18 protein-coding genes are annotated in these 12,226 nt (G+C 27.3%); 8 read left to right on the top strand and 10 right to left on the bottom strand.

All coding sequences use genetic code 11. From position 1 onward, the window contains the following. Positions 1-33: 33 nt before the first annotated feature. The 4 genes from frr to AC2TY9_RS04065 are packed head-to-tail and all read left to right on the top strand — an operon-like array spanning position 34 to position 2,772. Positions 34-591 (top strand): ribosome recycling factor, encoded by a 558-nt coding sequence (frr, locus tag AC2TY9_RS04080; protein ID WP_489779666.1) that lies wholly within the window; start codon positions 34-36, stop codon positions 589-591. 2 nt (positions 592-593) lie between these two features. Beyond that, positions 594-1,193, top strand: coding sequence for an orotate phosphoribosyltransferase (gene pyrE, locus AC2TY9_RS04075; protein WP_489779665.1), 600 nt, complete (start codon positions 594-596; stop codon positions 1,191-1,193). A gap of 8 nt (positions 1,194-1,201) precedes the next feature. Beyond that, the gene (locus tag AC2TY9_RS04070) at positions 1,202-1,678 is read left to right on the top strand and encodes an RDD family protein (protein ID WP_489779664.1); all 477 of its coding nucleotides are present in this window, start codon (positions 1,202-1,204) and stop codon (positions 1,676-1,678) included. Continuing rightward, positions 1,678-2,772, top strand: coding sequence for an MFS transporter (locus tag AC2TY9_RS04065; RefSeq protein WP_489779663.1), 1,095 nt, complete (start codon positions 1,678-1,680; stop codon positions 2,770-2,772). Before AC2TY9_RS04070 ends, AC2TY9_RS04065 begins: the two co-directional genes overlap by 1 nt. Here the strand turns inward: AC2TY9_RS04065 and AC2TY9_RS04060 are convergent. The 3 genes from AC2TY9_RS04060 to AC2TY9_RS04050 all read right to left on the bottom strand — a co-directional run bounded on the left by AC2TY9_RS04060 (position 2,769) and on the right by AC2TY9_RS04050 (position 4,320). Then, positions 2,769-3,506, bottom strand: a complete 738-nt coding sequence (locus tag AC2TY9_RS04060) for a YaaA family protein (protein WP_489779662.1) — start codon at positions 3,504-3,506, stop codon at positions 2,769-2,771. The genes AC2TY9_RS04065 and AC2TY9_RS04060 overlap by 4 nt on opposite strands. 62 nt (positions 3,507-3,568) lie before the next feature. Then, entirely contained in the window at positions 3,569-3,982 is a 414-nt protein-coding gene (locus AC2TY9_RS04055; RefSeq protein WP_489779661.1) for a YchJ family protein, read from the bottom strand. A gap of 95 nt (positions 3,983-4,077) precedes the next feature. Then, positions 4,078-4,320, bottom strand: a complete 243-nt coding sequence (locus AC2TY9_RS04050; protein ID WP_489779660.1) for a ComEA family DNA-binding protein — start codon at positions 4,318-4,320, stop codon at positions 4,078-4,080. Positions 4,321-4,468: 148 nt separating this feature from the next. On the opposite strand from AC2TY9_RS04050, the gene AC2TY9_RS04045 reads away from it, so the two are divergent. Both AC2TY9_RS04045 and AC2TY9_RS04040 read left to right on the top strand, forming a co-directional pair. Continuing rightward, positions 4,469-4,870: a hypothetical protein gene (locus AC2TY9_RS04045; protein ID WP_489779659.1), complete on the top strand. Its 402-nt coding sequence runs from the start codon at positions 4,469-4,471 to the stop codon at positions 4,868-4,870. 17 nt (positions 4,871-4,887) lie between these two features. Further along, complete coding sequence (locus AC2TY9_RS04040) at positions 4,888-5,418, top strand: hypothetical protein (RefSeq protein WP_489779658.1); 531 nt, start codon at positions 4,888-4,890, stop codon at positions 5,416-5,418. Here the strand turns inward: AC2TY9_RS04040 and AC2TY9_RS04035 are convergent. The 4 genes from AC2TY9_RS04035 to ung all read right to left on the bottom strand — a co-directional run bounded on the left by AC2TY9_RS04035 (position 5,415) and on the right by ung (position 7,831). Then, on the bottom strand, positions 5,415-5,816 hold the full coding sequence (locus tag AC2TY9_RS04035; protein WP_489779657.1) for a DUF695 domain-containing protein: 402 nt from the start codon (positions 5,814-5,816) through the stop codon (positions 5,415-5,417). The genes AC2TY9_RS04040 and AC2TY9_RS04035 overlap by 4 nt on opposite strands. 49 nt (positions 5,817-5,865) lie before the next feature. Then, positions 5,866-6,648 (bottom strand): complement resistance protein TraT, encoded by a 783-nt coding sequence (locus tag AC2TY9_RS04030; RefSeq protein ID WP_489779656.1) that lies wholly within the window; start codon positions 6,646-6,648, stop codon positions 5,866-5,868. An 86-nt stretch (positions 6,649-6,734) separates the two neighbouring features. Further along, positions 6,735-7,169: a hypothetical protein gene (locus AC2TY9_RS04025; RefSeq protein WP_489779655.1), complete on the bottom strand. Its 435-nt coding sequence runs from the start codon at positions 7,167-7,169 to the stop codon at positions 6,735-6,737. Between the two features lie 11 nt (positions 7,170-7,180). Next, the gene (gene ung, locus AC2TY9_RS04020; protein WP_489779654.1) at positions 7,181-7,831 is read right to left on the bottom strand and encodes a uracil-DNA glycosylase; all 651 of its coding nucleotides are present in this window, start codon (positions 7,829-7,831) and stop codon (positions 7,181-7,183) included. Between the two features lie 61 nt (positions 7,832-7,892). Between ung and AC2TY9_RS04015 the strand changes: the two genes are divergently transcribed. Both AC2TY9_RS04015 and AC2TY9_RS04010 read left to right on the top strand, forming a co-directional pair. Beyond that, on the top strand, positions 7,893-9,071 hold the full coding sequence (locus tag AC2TY9_RS04015; RefSeq protein WP_489779653.1) for an MFS transporter: 1,179 nt from the start codon (positions 7,893-7,895) through the stop codon (positions 9,069-9,071). Between the two features lie 9 nt (positions 9,072-9,080). Beyond that, on the top strand, positions 9,081-9,734 hold the full coding sequence (locus AC2TY9_RS04010) for an HAD family hydrolase (RefSeq protein WP_489779652.1): 654 nt from the start codon (positions 9,081-9,083) through the stop codon (positions 9,732-9,734). 16 nt (positions 9,735-9,750) lie between these two features. On the opposite strand, the gene AC2TY9_RS04005 is transcribed toward AC2TY9_RS04010, so the two are convergent. The 3 genes from AC2TY9_RS04005 to AC2TY9_RS03995 all read right to left on the bottom strand — a co-directional run bounded on the left by AC2TY9_RS04005 (position 9,751) and on the right by AC2TY9_RS03995 (position 12,153). Then, complete coding sequence (locus AC2TY9_RS04005) at positions 9,751-10,566, bottom strand: DUF4405 domain-containing protein (RefSeq protein WP_489779651.1); 816 nt, start codon at positions 10,564-10,566, stop codon at positions 9,751-9,753. 94 nt (positions 10,567-10,660) lie between these two features. Continuing rightward, positions 10,661-11,038, bottom strand: a complete 378-nt coding sequence (locus AC2TY9_RS04000) for a hypothetical protein (RefSeq protein ID WP_489779650.1) — start codon at positions 11,036-11,038, stop codon at positions 10,661-10,663. 62 nt (positions 11,039-11,100) lie between these two features. Further along, on the bottom strand, positions 11,101-12,153 hold the full coding sequence (locus AC2TY9_RS03995) for a CNNM domain-containing protein (protein ID WP_489779649.1): 1,053 nt from the start codon (positions 12,151-12,153) through the stop codon (positions 11,101-11,103). Between the last annotated feature and the right edge of the window lie 73 nt (positions 12,154-12,226).

Raw genomic sequence — 12,226 nt, 5'->3', positions numbered from 1 at the left:
TAAAAGCAATACAAAAAACAAAGGAGAGTATAAATGTTAAATGAAATATATTCAGAAACAAAAGATCATATGGAAAAATCTCTAGAAGCATTAAAAAGAGATTATAAAACACTTAGAACAGGAAAAGTAAATGTTACTGTATTAGATAGTGTTAAAATTGATTATTATGGAACACCAACTCCATTAAACCAAGTAGGTTCAGTTACAGCAACTGATGCAACAACAATTGTTGTTAATCCTTGGGAAAAAAATCTTTTATCTGATGTTGAGCATGCAATCAATGCAGCTAATATTGGAGTTAACCCAAATAGTGATGGAGATGTAATAAAATTATTCTTCCCACCAATGACAGTTGAACAAAGAAAAGAGAGTGCTAAACAAGCTAAAGGTATGACAGATAATGCAAAAGTTGCAATCAGAAATATAAGAAAACATTCAAATGATCAAGTAAAAAATCTTCACAAAGAAAAAGAGATCACTGATGATGATAACAAAAAAGCTTTAGATGAAATTCAAAAAATTACTGATTCTTATGTTGCAAAAGCTGATGCAATTTTAAAAGATAAAGAACAAGAAATTTTAACGGTTTAATTATGAATGTAGAACAAATTTACAAAGATGCACAAGCTTTATTAGAAGGTCACTTTAAACTAAGTTCAGGGAACTATTCTAAATTCTATTTACAATCAGCGAAGGTTTTAGAAGACCCAAAAACTGCAAAACTTTTAGCAGAAGCTTTAGCAGAACAAATTAAAGAATCTGGAATAAAAGTAGATGCAGTTTGCTCTCCAGCTCTTGGTGGTCTTATTGCAGGATTTGCCCTAGCAACAGCACTTGATGTAAGATTTATCTTTGCAGAAAGAGTTGATGGAGAGATGACGATTAGAAGAGGCTTTGAAGTTAAAGAGAATGAAAACTACCTAATTTGTGAAGATATTATTACAACTGGTGGTTCAGCATTAGAGGCTGCAAAACAAGTTGAAAATGCTGGTGGAAATATTGTTGCTTATGCAGCTTTAGCAAATAGAGGATTTTGTTCTAGAGAAGGAAGTGATTTACAAGCACAAGATAATTGTAAACTTCCTTTAGATAAACCACTTTTTGCCCTAGAAGATTTTACATTTAAAATGTATTCTCCAGAGGAATGTGATTTTAAAGATATTGCTTATAAACCTGGTAGTAGAGGAAACTAAGTTTTACTATGAGTAGATGGAGAGATGTTAAACAAGGAAATACAAAAGAGGAATTTACACAAGTAGAGGATACTGATAGTTTAACATCAGCTCCAATTGGAAATAGAATTAAAGCATTTATTGTTGATATGTTTATGATAATGATGCCAATAATGTATGTAACTACTTATTTAATCATGGAAGGAAAAGATGATTTTCAAGGTAGTGAAGAAGCTAGATGGTTAACTGCACTTACCTATGGACTTATTGTTGTTCTTTTTTGGATAATGAAAGGTCAAACACCAGGGTATAAAGCTTATTCTGTTACCCTTGTTGATAATGAAACAAAAAACAAAATCTCTTTACCAAAAGCAATTCTAAGATATTTAATATTTATATTCTCAGCAACAACTGTACTACTTGCATTTTTACCCTTTTTTAGAAAAGACAAAAAAACTATACAAGATTTATTAACAAAAACTACTGTTATCTCAGAAAAAAAATAATGCTTATTTTTAAATTATCAGCATTTTATTTTTTTTATTTTGCTGCCGTTGGTGTTTATGTAATTTTTCTACCAAAAGTATTACACGATTTAGATTATAGTGCTCTACAAATTGGAATTGTATTTGCATTAGCTCCATTAATGAGATTTGCAACACCTTTTTTATTTTTAAAACATATAAAGTTAAATCAATTTGTTTTTAAAACAGCACTATTTTTATCAATTTTTTGTTCTATTTGCTTTTATTTAACAATTGAAAATTTTTATTTCTTTATGATAAATAATGCAATATTAGGAGCTTCTCTCTCATTAATTCTTCCATACTTGGAAGTAAATGCAGTAAAGATTTTGGGAAAAGATAGATATGGTAAATCAAGACTTTTTGGTTCAATTGGATTTACACTAATATCTTTAGTGTTAGGGCAATTTCTAACACATCCATATATCGCTATACATTACTACTTAGCAGTTAATATTTTGACAGTTATATTTGCACTTCTACTTTTAAAATATGATGATGTGAATCACGATGAAAGTAATACTAATGAACCATTTTCTTTTTTTAAATATTGGCCATTTTGGGTTAGTTTATTTTTTATGCAACTAAGCTTTGGAGGCTTTTATAATTTTTTTACAATATATGAAACAGAAAATGGAATAAGTTTACAGATGACTTCTTATCTTTGGTCTTTTGGTGTTTTATGTGAAATAATTCTACTTTATTTTCAAGCCCCATTACTAAAAAGAAATCTTTTAAACATAATAAAGTTTTCAATTGCTATTACTATAATTAGGTGGTTTTTATTATTTGCCTATCCTGATAATTTAGCTTTAACCTTTTTTACACAAAGTATCCATGCCTTTTCTTTTGGTTTATACCATAGTGCAGTTATAATATATTTATACTCTTTATATTCAAATAAGAAGCTAGCCCAACAATTTATGTATGGAGTAGCCTATGGTCTTGGTGGATTTTTGGGAGCTTTATTAGCTGGATGGTTATATGGAGAGTATTTATTTTTATATAGTTCAATATTTTCAGCCCTTGCTTTAATCTTTTTATTTAATAAACGCTTACCCCTCAAAGATATTTAAACAATATCCATTATTAATGTTTTAATATTTTTCTTTTCTTGTATCTCATTTAGTTTTAAACCTGTAATTTGCATATTCATAAATTCACTATGATTTTTAATTTTGTTTTTTGCAATCTCTTGTAAGACTTTTCCCCTGTAAAATTTTGCCCAGTGTGAAACAACCTTCCCCTCTTTTATAAATTTAAACGTCAAAACATTTGCTTTTTTAGCTTTATAAAATTTTTCGTAAAAGCCTGCTCTTAAATCTATAAGCTCATCTCCTACAAAATCATCTAAAGTATCAGTAAAATTATCTAAGTAAAATTTTTCAACACTAATGTTTGGAAGTTTTGCACCTTGTTTATATTTATAATCTGGAATTAAATCTTTTGCTAAAATTGGACCAAAAAGATTTGAGAATAAAACAACATTTTCATCAATATATTTTTGTTCATCAACTTGTAAGTTTTTATAATCAAGGGCATCAAATGCCACTCCGTTATATCTATTTATTGCCTTCATAGTAGGTTTGTTGATTAAACTCTCTTTATATTTTTCCACATCTTTAAGATTTTTTAATCCAAACCATTTTGACAACTCTTCAATTGTAGAGTTCTTTAATACATCTTCATATATATTTATAATCTCTTCTCTTTTAGAGAAAAGTTGTGGAAAAGAAAAGTTTTCGTTTGAGAAAGAAGAAGAATCCCCTCCACTATTCTTTGCCTCTGCAGGTGCTAATAAAATTTTCATAATAACTCTTTTTAATAAAATAAATAAGAGTTTATCGAAATTTTTATTTAAGATGTTTTATTTTAACCTATAAACTTTCCACTATGATAAAGCCATTTTCCATTAACTTTTACAAATCTACTCTTTTCAACAAAAGATGCATCAATTGCTCCTTGTGAAATAATAGCTTTAAATGTAACATAGGCTTCATTATCACCATCAATAAAGTCATAAACTTCTAAACCCTGAAAAGTAGTATGATCAAAATAATCATGTAGTGTTTCTTCCCAAGTTTTAATGTCAGAAGAGTAATCTGGGTTTTCTCTGTGAGTTGTTTCCATTAAATAGCTTGCATTATTTGCTGCATATGCACTATATCTGGATTTCATAAGCTCTAATGCATTTTTTGCAGAATTACCTTCATGAAATACCTTACAGCATTTTTTAAATTTTTTTAAACTTCCACATGGACAGAATGAATTGCCTGATATCTTCATATTAAATCCTAATTTTAAGGTTTAAAATATTTTATCAAAAAAATAGAAAATTTGGAAGTGAAAATAATATAAATTATAATCACTTCTAATTCTTGCTATTTTTTAGCTTTAATATCTTTTTTTATGTTTGAGATTAACTTTGGTCCAAAACCTTTTAACTTCAATAAGTCATCTGCATTTTCAATCTGTTTACTTTTTCTAAAAGTAATTATTTGCTCTGCTTTTTTCTCACCTATACCTTTTATAGCCATAAGTTCATCTTTTGTTGCAGTATTTAAATTTAATGCTGCAAACATAAATGATATACCCATTAGTAATAAGACTAATATCTTTTTCATTTCAACTCCTTTAATATAATATTTTATATTATCTATAATAACTTTAAAGTTTATTTATAATTATAATGATTACTTTATTTTTTCAAAATATTATTTATATCTAATCTCAATTATAATAGAATACCCTAAACAAATTTGAGGGAAGAATATGGATTTTCAAATTCCATTGGAATTAATAAGTAATATAATCTCGATAGCTATATTAGTAGCACTATTATTTAAATATCTTCAATATAAAAAGAAACTTGAAGTATTAAAAGGTTTAGATGTACTAAAAGAGCAAAAAAAATTAACTTTTGAAGATAAAGAGTTTATAAAAAAGAATTTAAAGGACTATAGACTTGCTTTTGAGACTGATGAAGAAAGAATAAAAATTTCATATCCAGTATTTATTTTAATTGCAGGTATTTTATTTACCTTTCTTTCTTTTCAAGAGGCAATGATACATTTAAATTTAGTTGTTGTTGCTTATATATATTTACATATTAGTAAATTACACAATAGAAATTTTTTAAATTTCTTAAAAGAATTAAGCAATAATATTGATTGATTCAAATAGGAGAAAAAATGTTTAGTAATTTTTTAGGGAAGAAAGATATTAAAGAATCTAAACAAGCAGATTCACAAAAAATAGAAAAAAAAATAGATATACAAAAAGAAGAGTCTGGAAAAAAAGAGAATGAACCATTGGTAATAAAAACCAATCCAGAAGAAGACTTTGATAAAAAACAATGTATTGATATGGGATTGGATATTAAAGAGAATGTAAAAAGGGCAAGTAATGCTTTTTTTAATAGTAAAAATAAACAAAAAGCTGATGCATATTTAATGTTTGAAGAATATCTAACCACCCTCTCAACTGAAAGAACTAGAGAACTGCAAAAAATGAAGTACTTAGATTTTATAGAACAAGAAGAAAAAATCTTTACTATGCTTAAAAATGGTTTTGCCCAATCTCTTTCAAAGGGTGCATCACTTGATGAAAACACAAGAAAAATTATTGATTTTGTATTTGGAGATATTAAAAAATTTCCATCAAAAGGTCATAGATATTGGTATTATAAAATCTATATTTGGCAAAAAAGAAAAATTGATTAGAAAAACTCTTCTAATCTCTTTCCACAATCATTATTATAAACTTCAAAATCACATTTATATAAATCATTTGATTTTAAAAAATCTATACAATCATAAATAGTTTGTTGAGTATCTTTACAATACACATAAAACTGCATTAAACCCTCACAAATATCCACAGCAAGAAGAGCTAATTTATTTTCCTCTTCCAAACTTTCTAAATGATTATTTTCAAAAACAGTAAAAAACGCTAAACAAGCTGGATCAGGGAACATAATATCATCAGCCACATGAAAATTATGTTTTAACAATACCAGATTAGGGAACTCTTCTATTGTTTGAGGTAGGTCTATATCATCTCTTATTCTTAACATCTGGTTAATATTTCCAGTGTTTTCTAAATACCACTTTTCTTCCACAAATCAACCTTAAATATGGGTATTCATTAAAGATGAATACCCTTTATAATTACATTGTTCCAGCTAAAGATTTAACAAGTCCATTCTCTAAGAATGGTCTAGCTTGCTCAAAATCTAAACCAGGAGCATATGCAGAACTTACAATTCTTGTTCTATATTTTTTCCATTGAACATTTTCCATAGTAGAACTTTGTCTACTTACAGAACCTCTACCCATTTGTCCAGACATACTATCATTTTGAGTTACAGTTTCACCTTGCATTGGTCTTTGTCTAATCTCTACATCAGTAACCATTGCATAATGTATATCTTTAACTCTTGCTGCTTCAATTCCCATACCTACAACTGCTCCAATTAATCCAGCAGTTCCAGCTCTACCATATCCACCACCAGTTAACATTGTTACACCAGCTGCAGCTGCACCAACTCCAAAACCAGATGCTAAATAATTCTTTTGTTCATTTTCATCCATCTGACCAACTTTTAGTAAGTTTGCTTGAACCATAAAATTAGCTTTTTTAGGATTTCTTGTTACTACAAATCCCATACTTTCAAATTTTGATTTTAACTTTTGCATAATTTCAAGCTCTTCATCTGAAGTGTTTCTAAATTTGAAATAGATTATTTGATCTTTTGGGTCTACTGGCTCTAAAAAAATAGTTTCACTCATTTTTGTTTTTGCATGAACATCTTTTTTAGTAATAGCTACTTTTTCTCCTGTTGCTGTTGTTCCAACTTTTGTAAAAGAGGGAGCGGCACAACCTGTAAATAGTAAAGCAGCAAGAGAGATACTCACTAAACTCATACTTCTTAAACTAACTTTTTTAATCATTTCTTCACCTTGTTATTAAAATAGATGCTATTTTAGAAAAATATATTTTAATATTACATAAATATACTGATTTTTAATTATTAATTTTAGAAATTAAAGACTTTTAGGCCAAAGATATCTTTATTATTTCTATTTATCCACCCATTTATAATTAAATTATCTTTTTTTGAAATAAATTGTGAAACAGAGGAATTATCATCTAAGACATTAACACTTAGTGTCCACTCATTGTCATCTTTATCAATTATTGTATCAACAAAAAACAATTCTTCATCAGCATACTCATCTTCATGGTCAAAAATCTTTTCTACTATTCTTTGTAACATATAGTTATGCTTTAAACTATCATTTATTTCTAATTGATTTAATGAAAGTTTATCTTTTAATTTATATAAAATTTTTCCATTTGTATTTGATTCTTTAAGTATAAGAATAAACTTCTCACCTTGTTTTGCATTTAGAATAAACAAAGAACTAATAAGTGTAAAAACAACTACAAACTTCAAGAAAACATTTTTCATCTTTTCCCCTTTTACCAATTAATTGGCTTTTTCCCTAAACTTTTTAAAATCTCATTTGTTTTACTAAAGTGTTTACATCCAAAAAAACCTCTATATGAAGATAAAGGACTTGGATGAGGAGCAGTCAAAATATGATGTTTTGATTCATCAATAAGTTTACTCTTTGCTATTGCAGGAGCACCCCAAAGTATAAAAACTACTTCTCTACAATTATCTGAAATATATTTTATTATATTATTTGTAAAAGTTTCCCATCCTAATTTATGGTGTGATTTTGGTTTTGATTCCTCAACTGTTAAAATTGTATTTAATAAAAGTACACCCTCTTTTGCCCAAGGTGTTAAATCTCCATCTAAGCATGAAGAGTCTTTTTTTAAATCATCTCTTATCTCCTTTAGAATATTTACCATTGAAGGTGGGTTTTTTATCTCTTTAGGAGTAGAAAAAGCTAAACCTTGTGCTTGCCCTTTACCATGATAAGGATCTTGTCCTAAGATAACTACTTTTAAATCTTTTAATAAAGATTTAGAAAAGGCATTAAATATTTTATCTTTTGGAGGAAATACAGTAGTTGTTTCATATTTTTTATCAATTTGCTCTTTTAAATTTTTAAAATAATCTTTTTCTTTTTCAATATTTATAACTTCTTCCCATGATTGCATTTAATAATATCCTGTTAATTAAAATTTCACTAAGATACCATAAATAATTTGAAAGTTTTTCTTGAAACAATATACGAAAACAATAATTGCCTCTTTTTTAATTATACTTGCTTGTTTAGGTTTAGGTAGATTTTCCTTTGGCATGGTATTACCAAATATTCAAGAGAGTTTAGCTCTTACAACAACACAAGTTGGTTTTATAGGAACAGCAAACTTTATTGGATACTTAGCAGGTATATTCTTTGCTAATATTTTATATAACAAATATGAAACTTATAAGTTAATTTTTATAACTATACTTCTTCAATCATTAAGTATGTTTATTATGATTTTATTTAATTCTTATTTATATATCTCATTAGTTTACTCCTTTAGTGGTTTTTTCTCTGCTATTGCTAATATATCAATAATGGCTTATGTCGCAAATGTTGTTCCAAAAGAGTTTAGAGGAAAAGCTTTAGGTTTAGCTGTTAGTGGAAGTGGTTTAGCCATAATCTTTTCAGGTGAGTTAGTCCCTTATATAGAAAGTTTAACATCTAATATGCCATGGAAATATTCATGGATGATTTTTTCACTTATTTTATTAATTGTTGCTTTCATATCAAAAGGAATTATAAAAAAACACGCTAAACATGATATGCCTGAATCAAAAGTTTCAGTTTTAAAATATATAAAAACAAGTGCTTTTTGGAAAATTGCAACAATTTATATGGTATTTGGAATTAGTTATTCTATATTTGTAACCTATTTTGTAAGTGCAGTTATGGATAAATACTCTTTGAGTAGTGATATTTCTGGAGATTTTTGGGCAATTCTAGGTTTTAGTTCTTTATTCTCTGGCTTAATTTTTGGAATAATTGCAGATAAATATGGTGCATATAAATCGCTTTTCTTTGTTTACACTTTACAAACAATAGCCCATTTTATTTTATCAATTGATGTAAATTCAATAGCTTTATTTATTTCAGCTATAGCCTTTGGTATTTCTGTGTGGAGTATACCATCTTTGGTTACATTATTAACTTCACAACATTTTGATGTAAGAAGAACAGCAAAAGTACTCTCACTTTTAACTATACTTTTTGCCTCTTTACAAGCAATAGGCCCAGTTGCTGCTGGTTATATTTATGATATAACAAATGATTTTTCTGAGGTTTTCTTATTAACTTCAGTATTAACTTTATTTGCTGCGTTGATATCATTTATATTTTCGAAGCAAACAATTAAACAGATTCATTAAAGGAGTTAAATGAATAAAAAAGCAATAATATTTGATTTAGATGGAACCTTAATAGATTCATTAAAAGATATTGCAATAAGTGCTAACTTGGTATTAGAAGAGTTTAATCTACCAATACACGATATCTTTGAATATAAAAATTTTGTTGGAGGAGGAGCCTCTGTTTTAGTTGATAACTGTGTTCCAAAAAATAGCAATGAAGATTTAAAAGAAAAAGTATTAAATAGATTTAAAGAGATATATGATCAAGAACACCATCTAAATACAAAACCCTATGATGGTATAAATGAAGTTTTAGAACAACTAACAAAACAAAATATCAAAATTGGAATACTTTCAAATAAACCCCATTATTTTACATGCAAGTATGTTGAAGAGTTTTTTAGTAATTATAATTTTTTAGAGGTGCATGGACAAAAAGAGAATATTCCTAAAAAGCCTCATCCAAAGGTTCCACTTGAAATTGCAGACTCTTTTAATATAGAGCCAGAAAACATATTTTTTGTTGGAGATAGTGATGTTGATATAAAAACTGCTATTAATTCGAAGATGATTCCCGTTGGAGTAAAATGGGGTTTTAGAGGGCCTAGAGAGTTAATAGATAATGGCGCAAAATATATTGTTGATACGCCAAAAGATATTTTAAAACTTTTTGAGAAGTAAGCTTTAAAGCTTACTTCTATTGAGGTTTTTTGTATCCTAATCTTGTCATAATATCCATTGGACTCATATCATATTTTTCAGCAACTTGTTTAAATTTATCGTCACTAGCAGCCTCAACTCCCAAAGTTTTTAATTTTGAGATAAACTCATTTGTAGAAAGTTTTAAAGTCTGTGCAACCTCTTTTACAGTTTTTCTCCCAAGTCCCGTTAGTTCAATAATCTCTTGACCATTTTTTTCAAAATTTACTTTTAGAAGATTATAAATAAATTGAGGACTAACTGAGTTATCATCAGCTATTTGTGATAAACTCTGACTTGAGTCAAAAGTAATATTATTTGCTTTTAATATTTCTTCACTCTGTACAATATCAAAGCCTAGTTTTTTAGAAAAACTTTTTAAAGACGATAACTCTGCATGTGAATAAGGAGCTGTTCCATAATCTTTTTCCCAAGAGTTTTTGATACCATCTCCAAACTCAATAAAAGAAGAAAAAGGGACGAAACCATTTAAAGTACCAATTAGAAAAACAAAAGTTAATAAAACAGCAACTAGCATATCTTTTGTAAATACTACCATCTGTTTTGCGTTATTTTTCATATAACTAGTTATTGGTTTCCAATTATAAAAAAGATGTAGAATTGTCATAAATACAATCAAAACCATAAAACTTGTGTGTATTTGAGCATATTGTTCTTTAGAAAGTCCAATAATTTCCCAATTTGCCCAATTTGCAATTCTTCCTGGAGGAGCGATAAATAACATAACTCCAGTATAAGTCATTACAACAATTGAAAGTAACATTGTAAGTGAAGTTATCTTTTTTAGATTCATCTTAAATCCTTTATTTAATATACTGAAATTATAAAATATTTATTTTAACAGCTTATTAACCATATATAAGATAGAGAATTAAATCTCTATCTTCTTAAACTTCTAGTTCAAAAAAACTTTCGTTGATTTTTTGATATTCAGCAATTGAACAAGTTATCTTCAATGCATTTTCATAATCTTTAAAAGATTCTAAGAAAAGTTTTTTTAGCTCACTTATATTTGCTGTTCTAAAAATGAAATATCCCACGATATTTTTGTTTCTAGATCCTGCCTTTTCAATACCAAAACTGTCAAATTTCCATTCAACTCCTCTAGAATAGAAAAAAACCTCTTCTAATCTTTTTTCTAATTCTTCCCTTACAGTATTGTTGTATTCTTTAAGATGAACATAAAAAGCGACATTTACATTATATTTTTCTTGTGCAAGTTTTTTTTCAAATGTTGTTTTTGGTTCTTCTATTTTATTATCCATATTTTTTCCTCAAAAAATTCTTTTGTAATTATAGTAAATAAGATTAAAGGCTAACTAAAATTCTACATAATATTTTTTTTAGCCCTAAATCTTAACATCTTCTTTTTTGCTACCTTTCTCATATCAACATGGGAATCTAGTTCATCTACAATTTCACGTCCCAATAAAGTTTCAACTGCATCTTCTAACGTAACAATCCCTTCTGTTTGTCCGTAATTATCGACAACTAAATACATATGTTCTTTACTTTCTAAAAACATATCAATCAGTTTTGATACAGGAACATTTTCATTAACATGTAAAATTGGTTTTATAAGTCTTAATTTATTTTCAAGTTCATTGGTAATCTTCTCATAAAAGTATTCCTTTGAAATAATTAAACCTACCATATCATCTACATTATTTCTAAATATAGGGATTCTTGAATACTCTTTTAACTTTTTTAAATCAATAGAATTATTTTTAGGGGTATCAAAACTTGATAAATAATCATTTTCTTGAATACAATAAACTACACTTCTGGGGGTTAATATATCTTTGACTCTAATGTCATGGAGTTGTAAGACATTTTCAATTATTCCACTATCTTCACTTCTAATAATCCCATTTTCATCAGCTATTTTTGCAGTTGCTATAATCTCTTCTTTTGTAATAACATCTTTTTTTGAATCAGTAAGAAGTGCAGTGATTTTTTTCATAACTATTATAATTGGATAAGTAATATAAATCAAAAATTTTATAACCCTTGTACTAAAACCAGCTAAATTTTTCCAATAATACGCTCCAAGTGTTTTTGGAATAATTTCTGAAAATACTAAAATCAAAATAGTTAAAACAGCCGAGATATAAAACATATACTCTTCACCAAATATTTTAGCAGCTTCTGCTCCAACACCTGCTGCACCTAAAGTATGAGCAAAGGTATTTAAAGTCAAAATTGCAGCAATGGAAAAATCTATATCATTTTTTTGTTTCTCCATTAACAATCCAAGTTTTTTGTTTTTTTGTTTTACTAATTCAATATGAGATGCACTTATAGATAATAAAACTGCTTCAAGTATAGAACATAAAAAAGATACCCCAATGGCAATGGAAAAATATATAATTAATAACATATGAAAATCCTAATAAAATTTTCTTATTATAATAAAAAGTTCTAAAAACAGTTTAAAACATAAGGTTTTTAAA

Source organism: Arcobacter sp. ISO1, from assembly GCF_058105185.1.
Note: the sequence above shows the minus strand (reverse complement) of the source record. Positions and strands in the feature narration are given on the sequence as shown.

What these genes read in the sequence shown, in the direction of transcription:
- frr (WP_489779666.1), top strand. Translation starts at nt 34, where the DNA reads ATGTTAAATGAAATATATTCAGAAACAAAAGATCATATGGAAAAATCT.
- pyrE (WP_489779665.1), top strand. Translation starts at nt 594, where the DNA reads ATGAATGTAGAACAAATTTACAAAGATGCACAAGCTTTATTAGAAGGT.
- AC2TY9_RS04070 (WP_489779664.1), top strand. Translation starts at nt 1,202, where the DNA reads ATGAGTAGATGGAGAGATGTTAAACAAGGAAATACAAAAGAGGAATTT.
- AC2TY9_RS04065 (WP_489779663.1), top strand. Translation starts at nt 1,678, where the DNA reads ATGCTTATTTTTAAATTATCAGCATTTTATTTTTTTTATTTTGCTGCC.
- AC2TY9_RS04060 (WP_489779662.1), bottom strand. Translation starts at nt 3,506, where the DNA reads ATGAAAATTTTATTAGCACCTGCAGAGGCAAAGAATAGTGGAGGGGAT.
- AC2TY9_RS04055 (WP_489779661.1), bottom strand. Translation starts at nt 3,982, where the DNA reads ATGAAGATATCAGGCAATTCATTCTGTCCATGTGGAAGTTTAAAAAAA.
- AC2TY9_RS04050 (WP_489779660.1), bottom strand. Translation starts at nt 4,320, where the DNA reads ATGAAAAAGATATTAGTCTTATTACTAATGGGTATATCATTTATGTTT.
- AC2TY9_RS04045 (WP_489779659.1), top strand. Translation starts at nt 4,469, where the DNA reads ATGGATTTTCAAATTCCATTGGAATTAATAAGTAATATAATCTCGATA.
- AC2TY9_RS04040 (WP_489779658.1), top strand. Translation starts at nt 4,888, where the DNA reads ATGTTTAGTAATTTTTTAGGGAAGAAAGATATTAAAGAATCTAAACAA.
- AC2TY9_RS04030 (WP_489779656.1), bottom strand. Translation starts at nt 6,648, where the DNA reads ATGATTAAAAAAGTTAGTTTAAGAAGTATGAGTTTAGTGAGTATCTCT.
- AC2TY9_RS04025 (WP_489779655.1), bottom strand. Translation starts at nt 7,169, where the DNA reads ATGAAAAATGTTTTCTTGAAGTTTGTAGTTGTTTTTACACTTATTAGT.
- ung (WP_489779654.1), bottom strand. Translation starts at nt 7,831, where the DNA reads ATGCAATCATGGGAAGAAGTTATAAATATTGAAAAAGAAAAAGATTAT.
- AC2TY9_RS04010 (WP_489779652.1), top strand. Translation starts at nt 9,081, where the DNA reads ATGAATAAAAAAGCAATAATATTTGATTTAGATGGAACCTTAATAGAT.
- AC2TY9_RS04005 (WP_489779651.1), bottom strand. Translation starts at nt 10,566, where the DNA reads ATGAATCTAAAAAAGATAACTTCACTTACAATGTTACTTTCAATTGTT.
- AC2TY9_RS04000 (WP_489779650.1), bottom strand. Translation starts at nt 11,038, where the DNA reads ATGGATAATAAAATAGAAGAACCAAAAACAACATTTGAAAAAAAACTT.
- AC2TY9_RS03995 (WP_489779649.1), bottom strand. Translation starts at nt 12,153, where the DNA reads ATGTTATTAATTATATATTTTTCCATTGCCATTGGGGTATCTTTTTTA.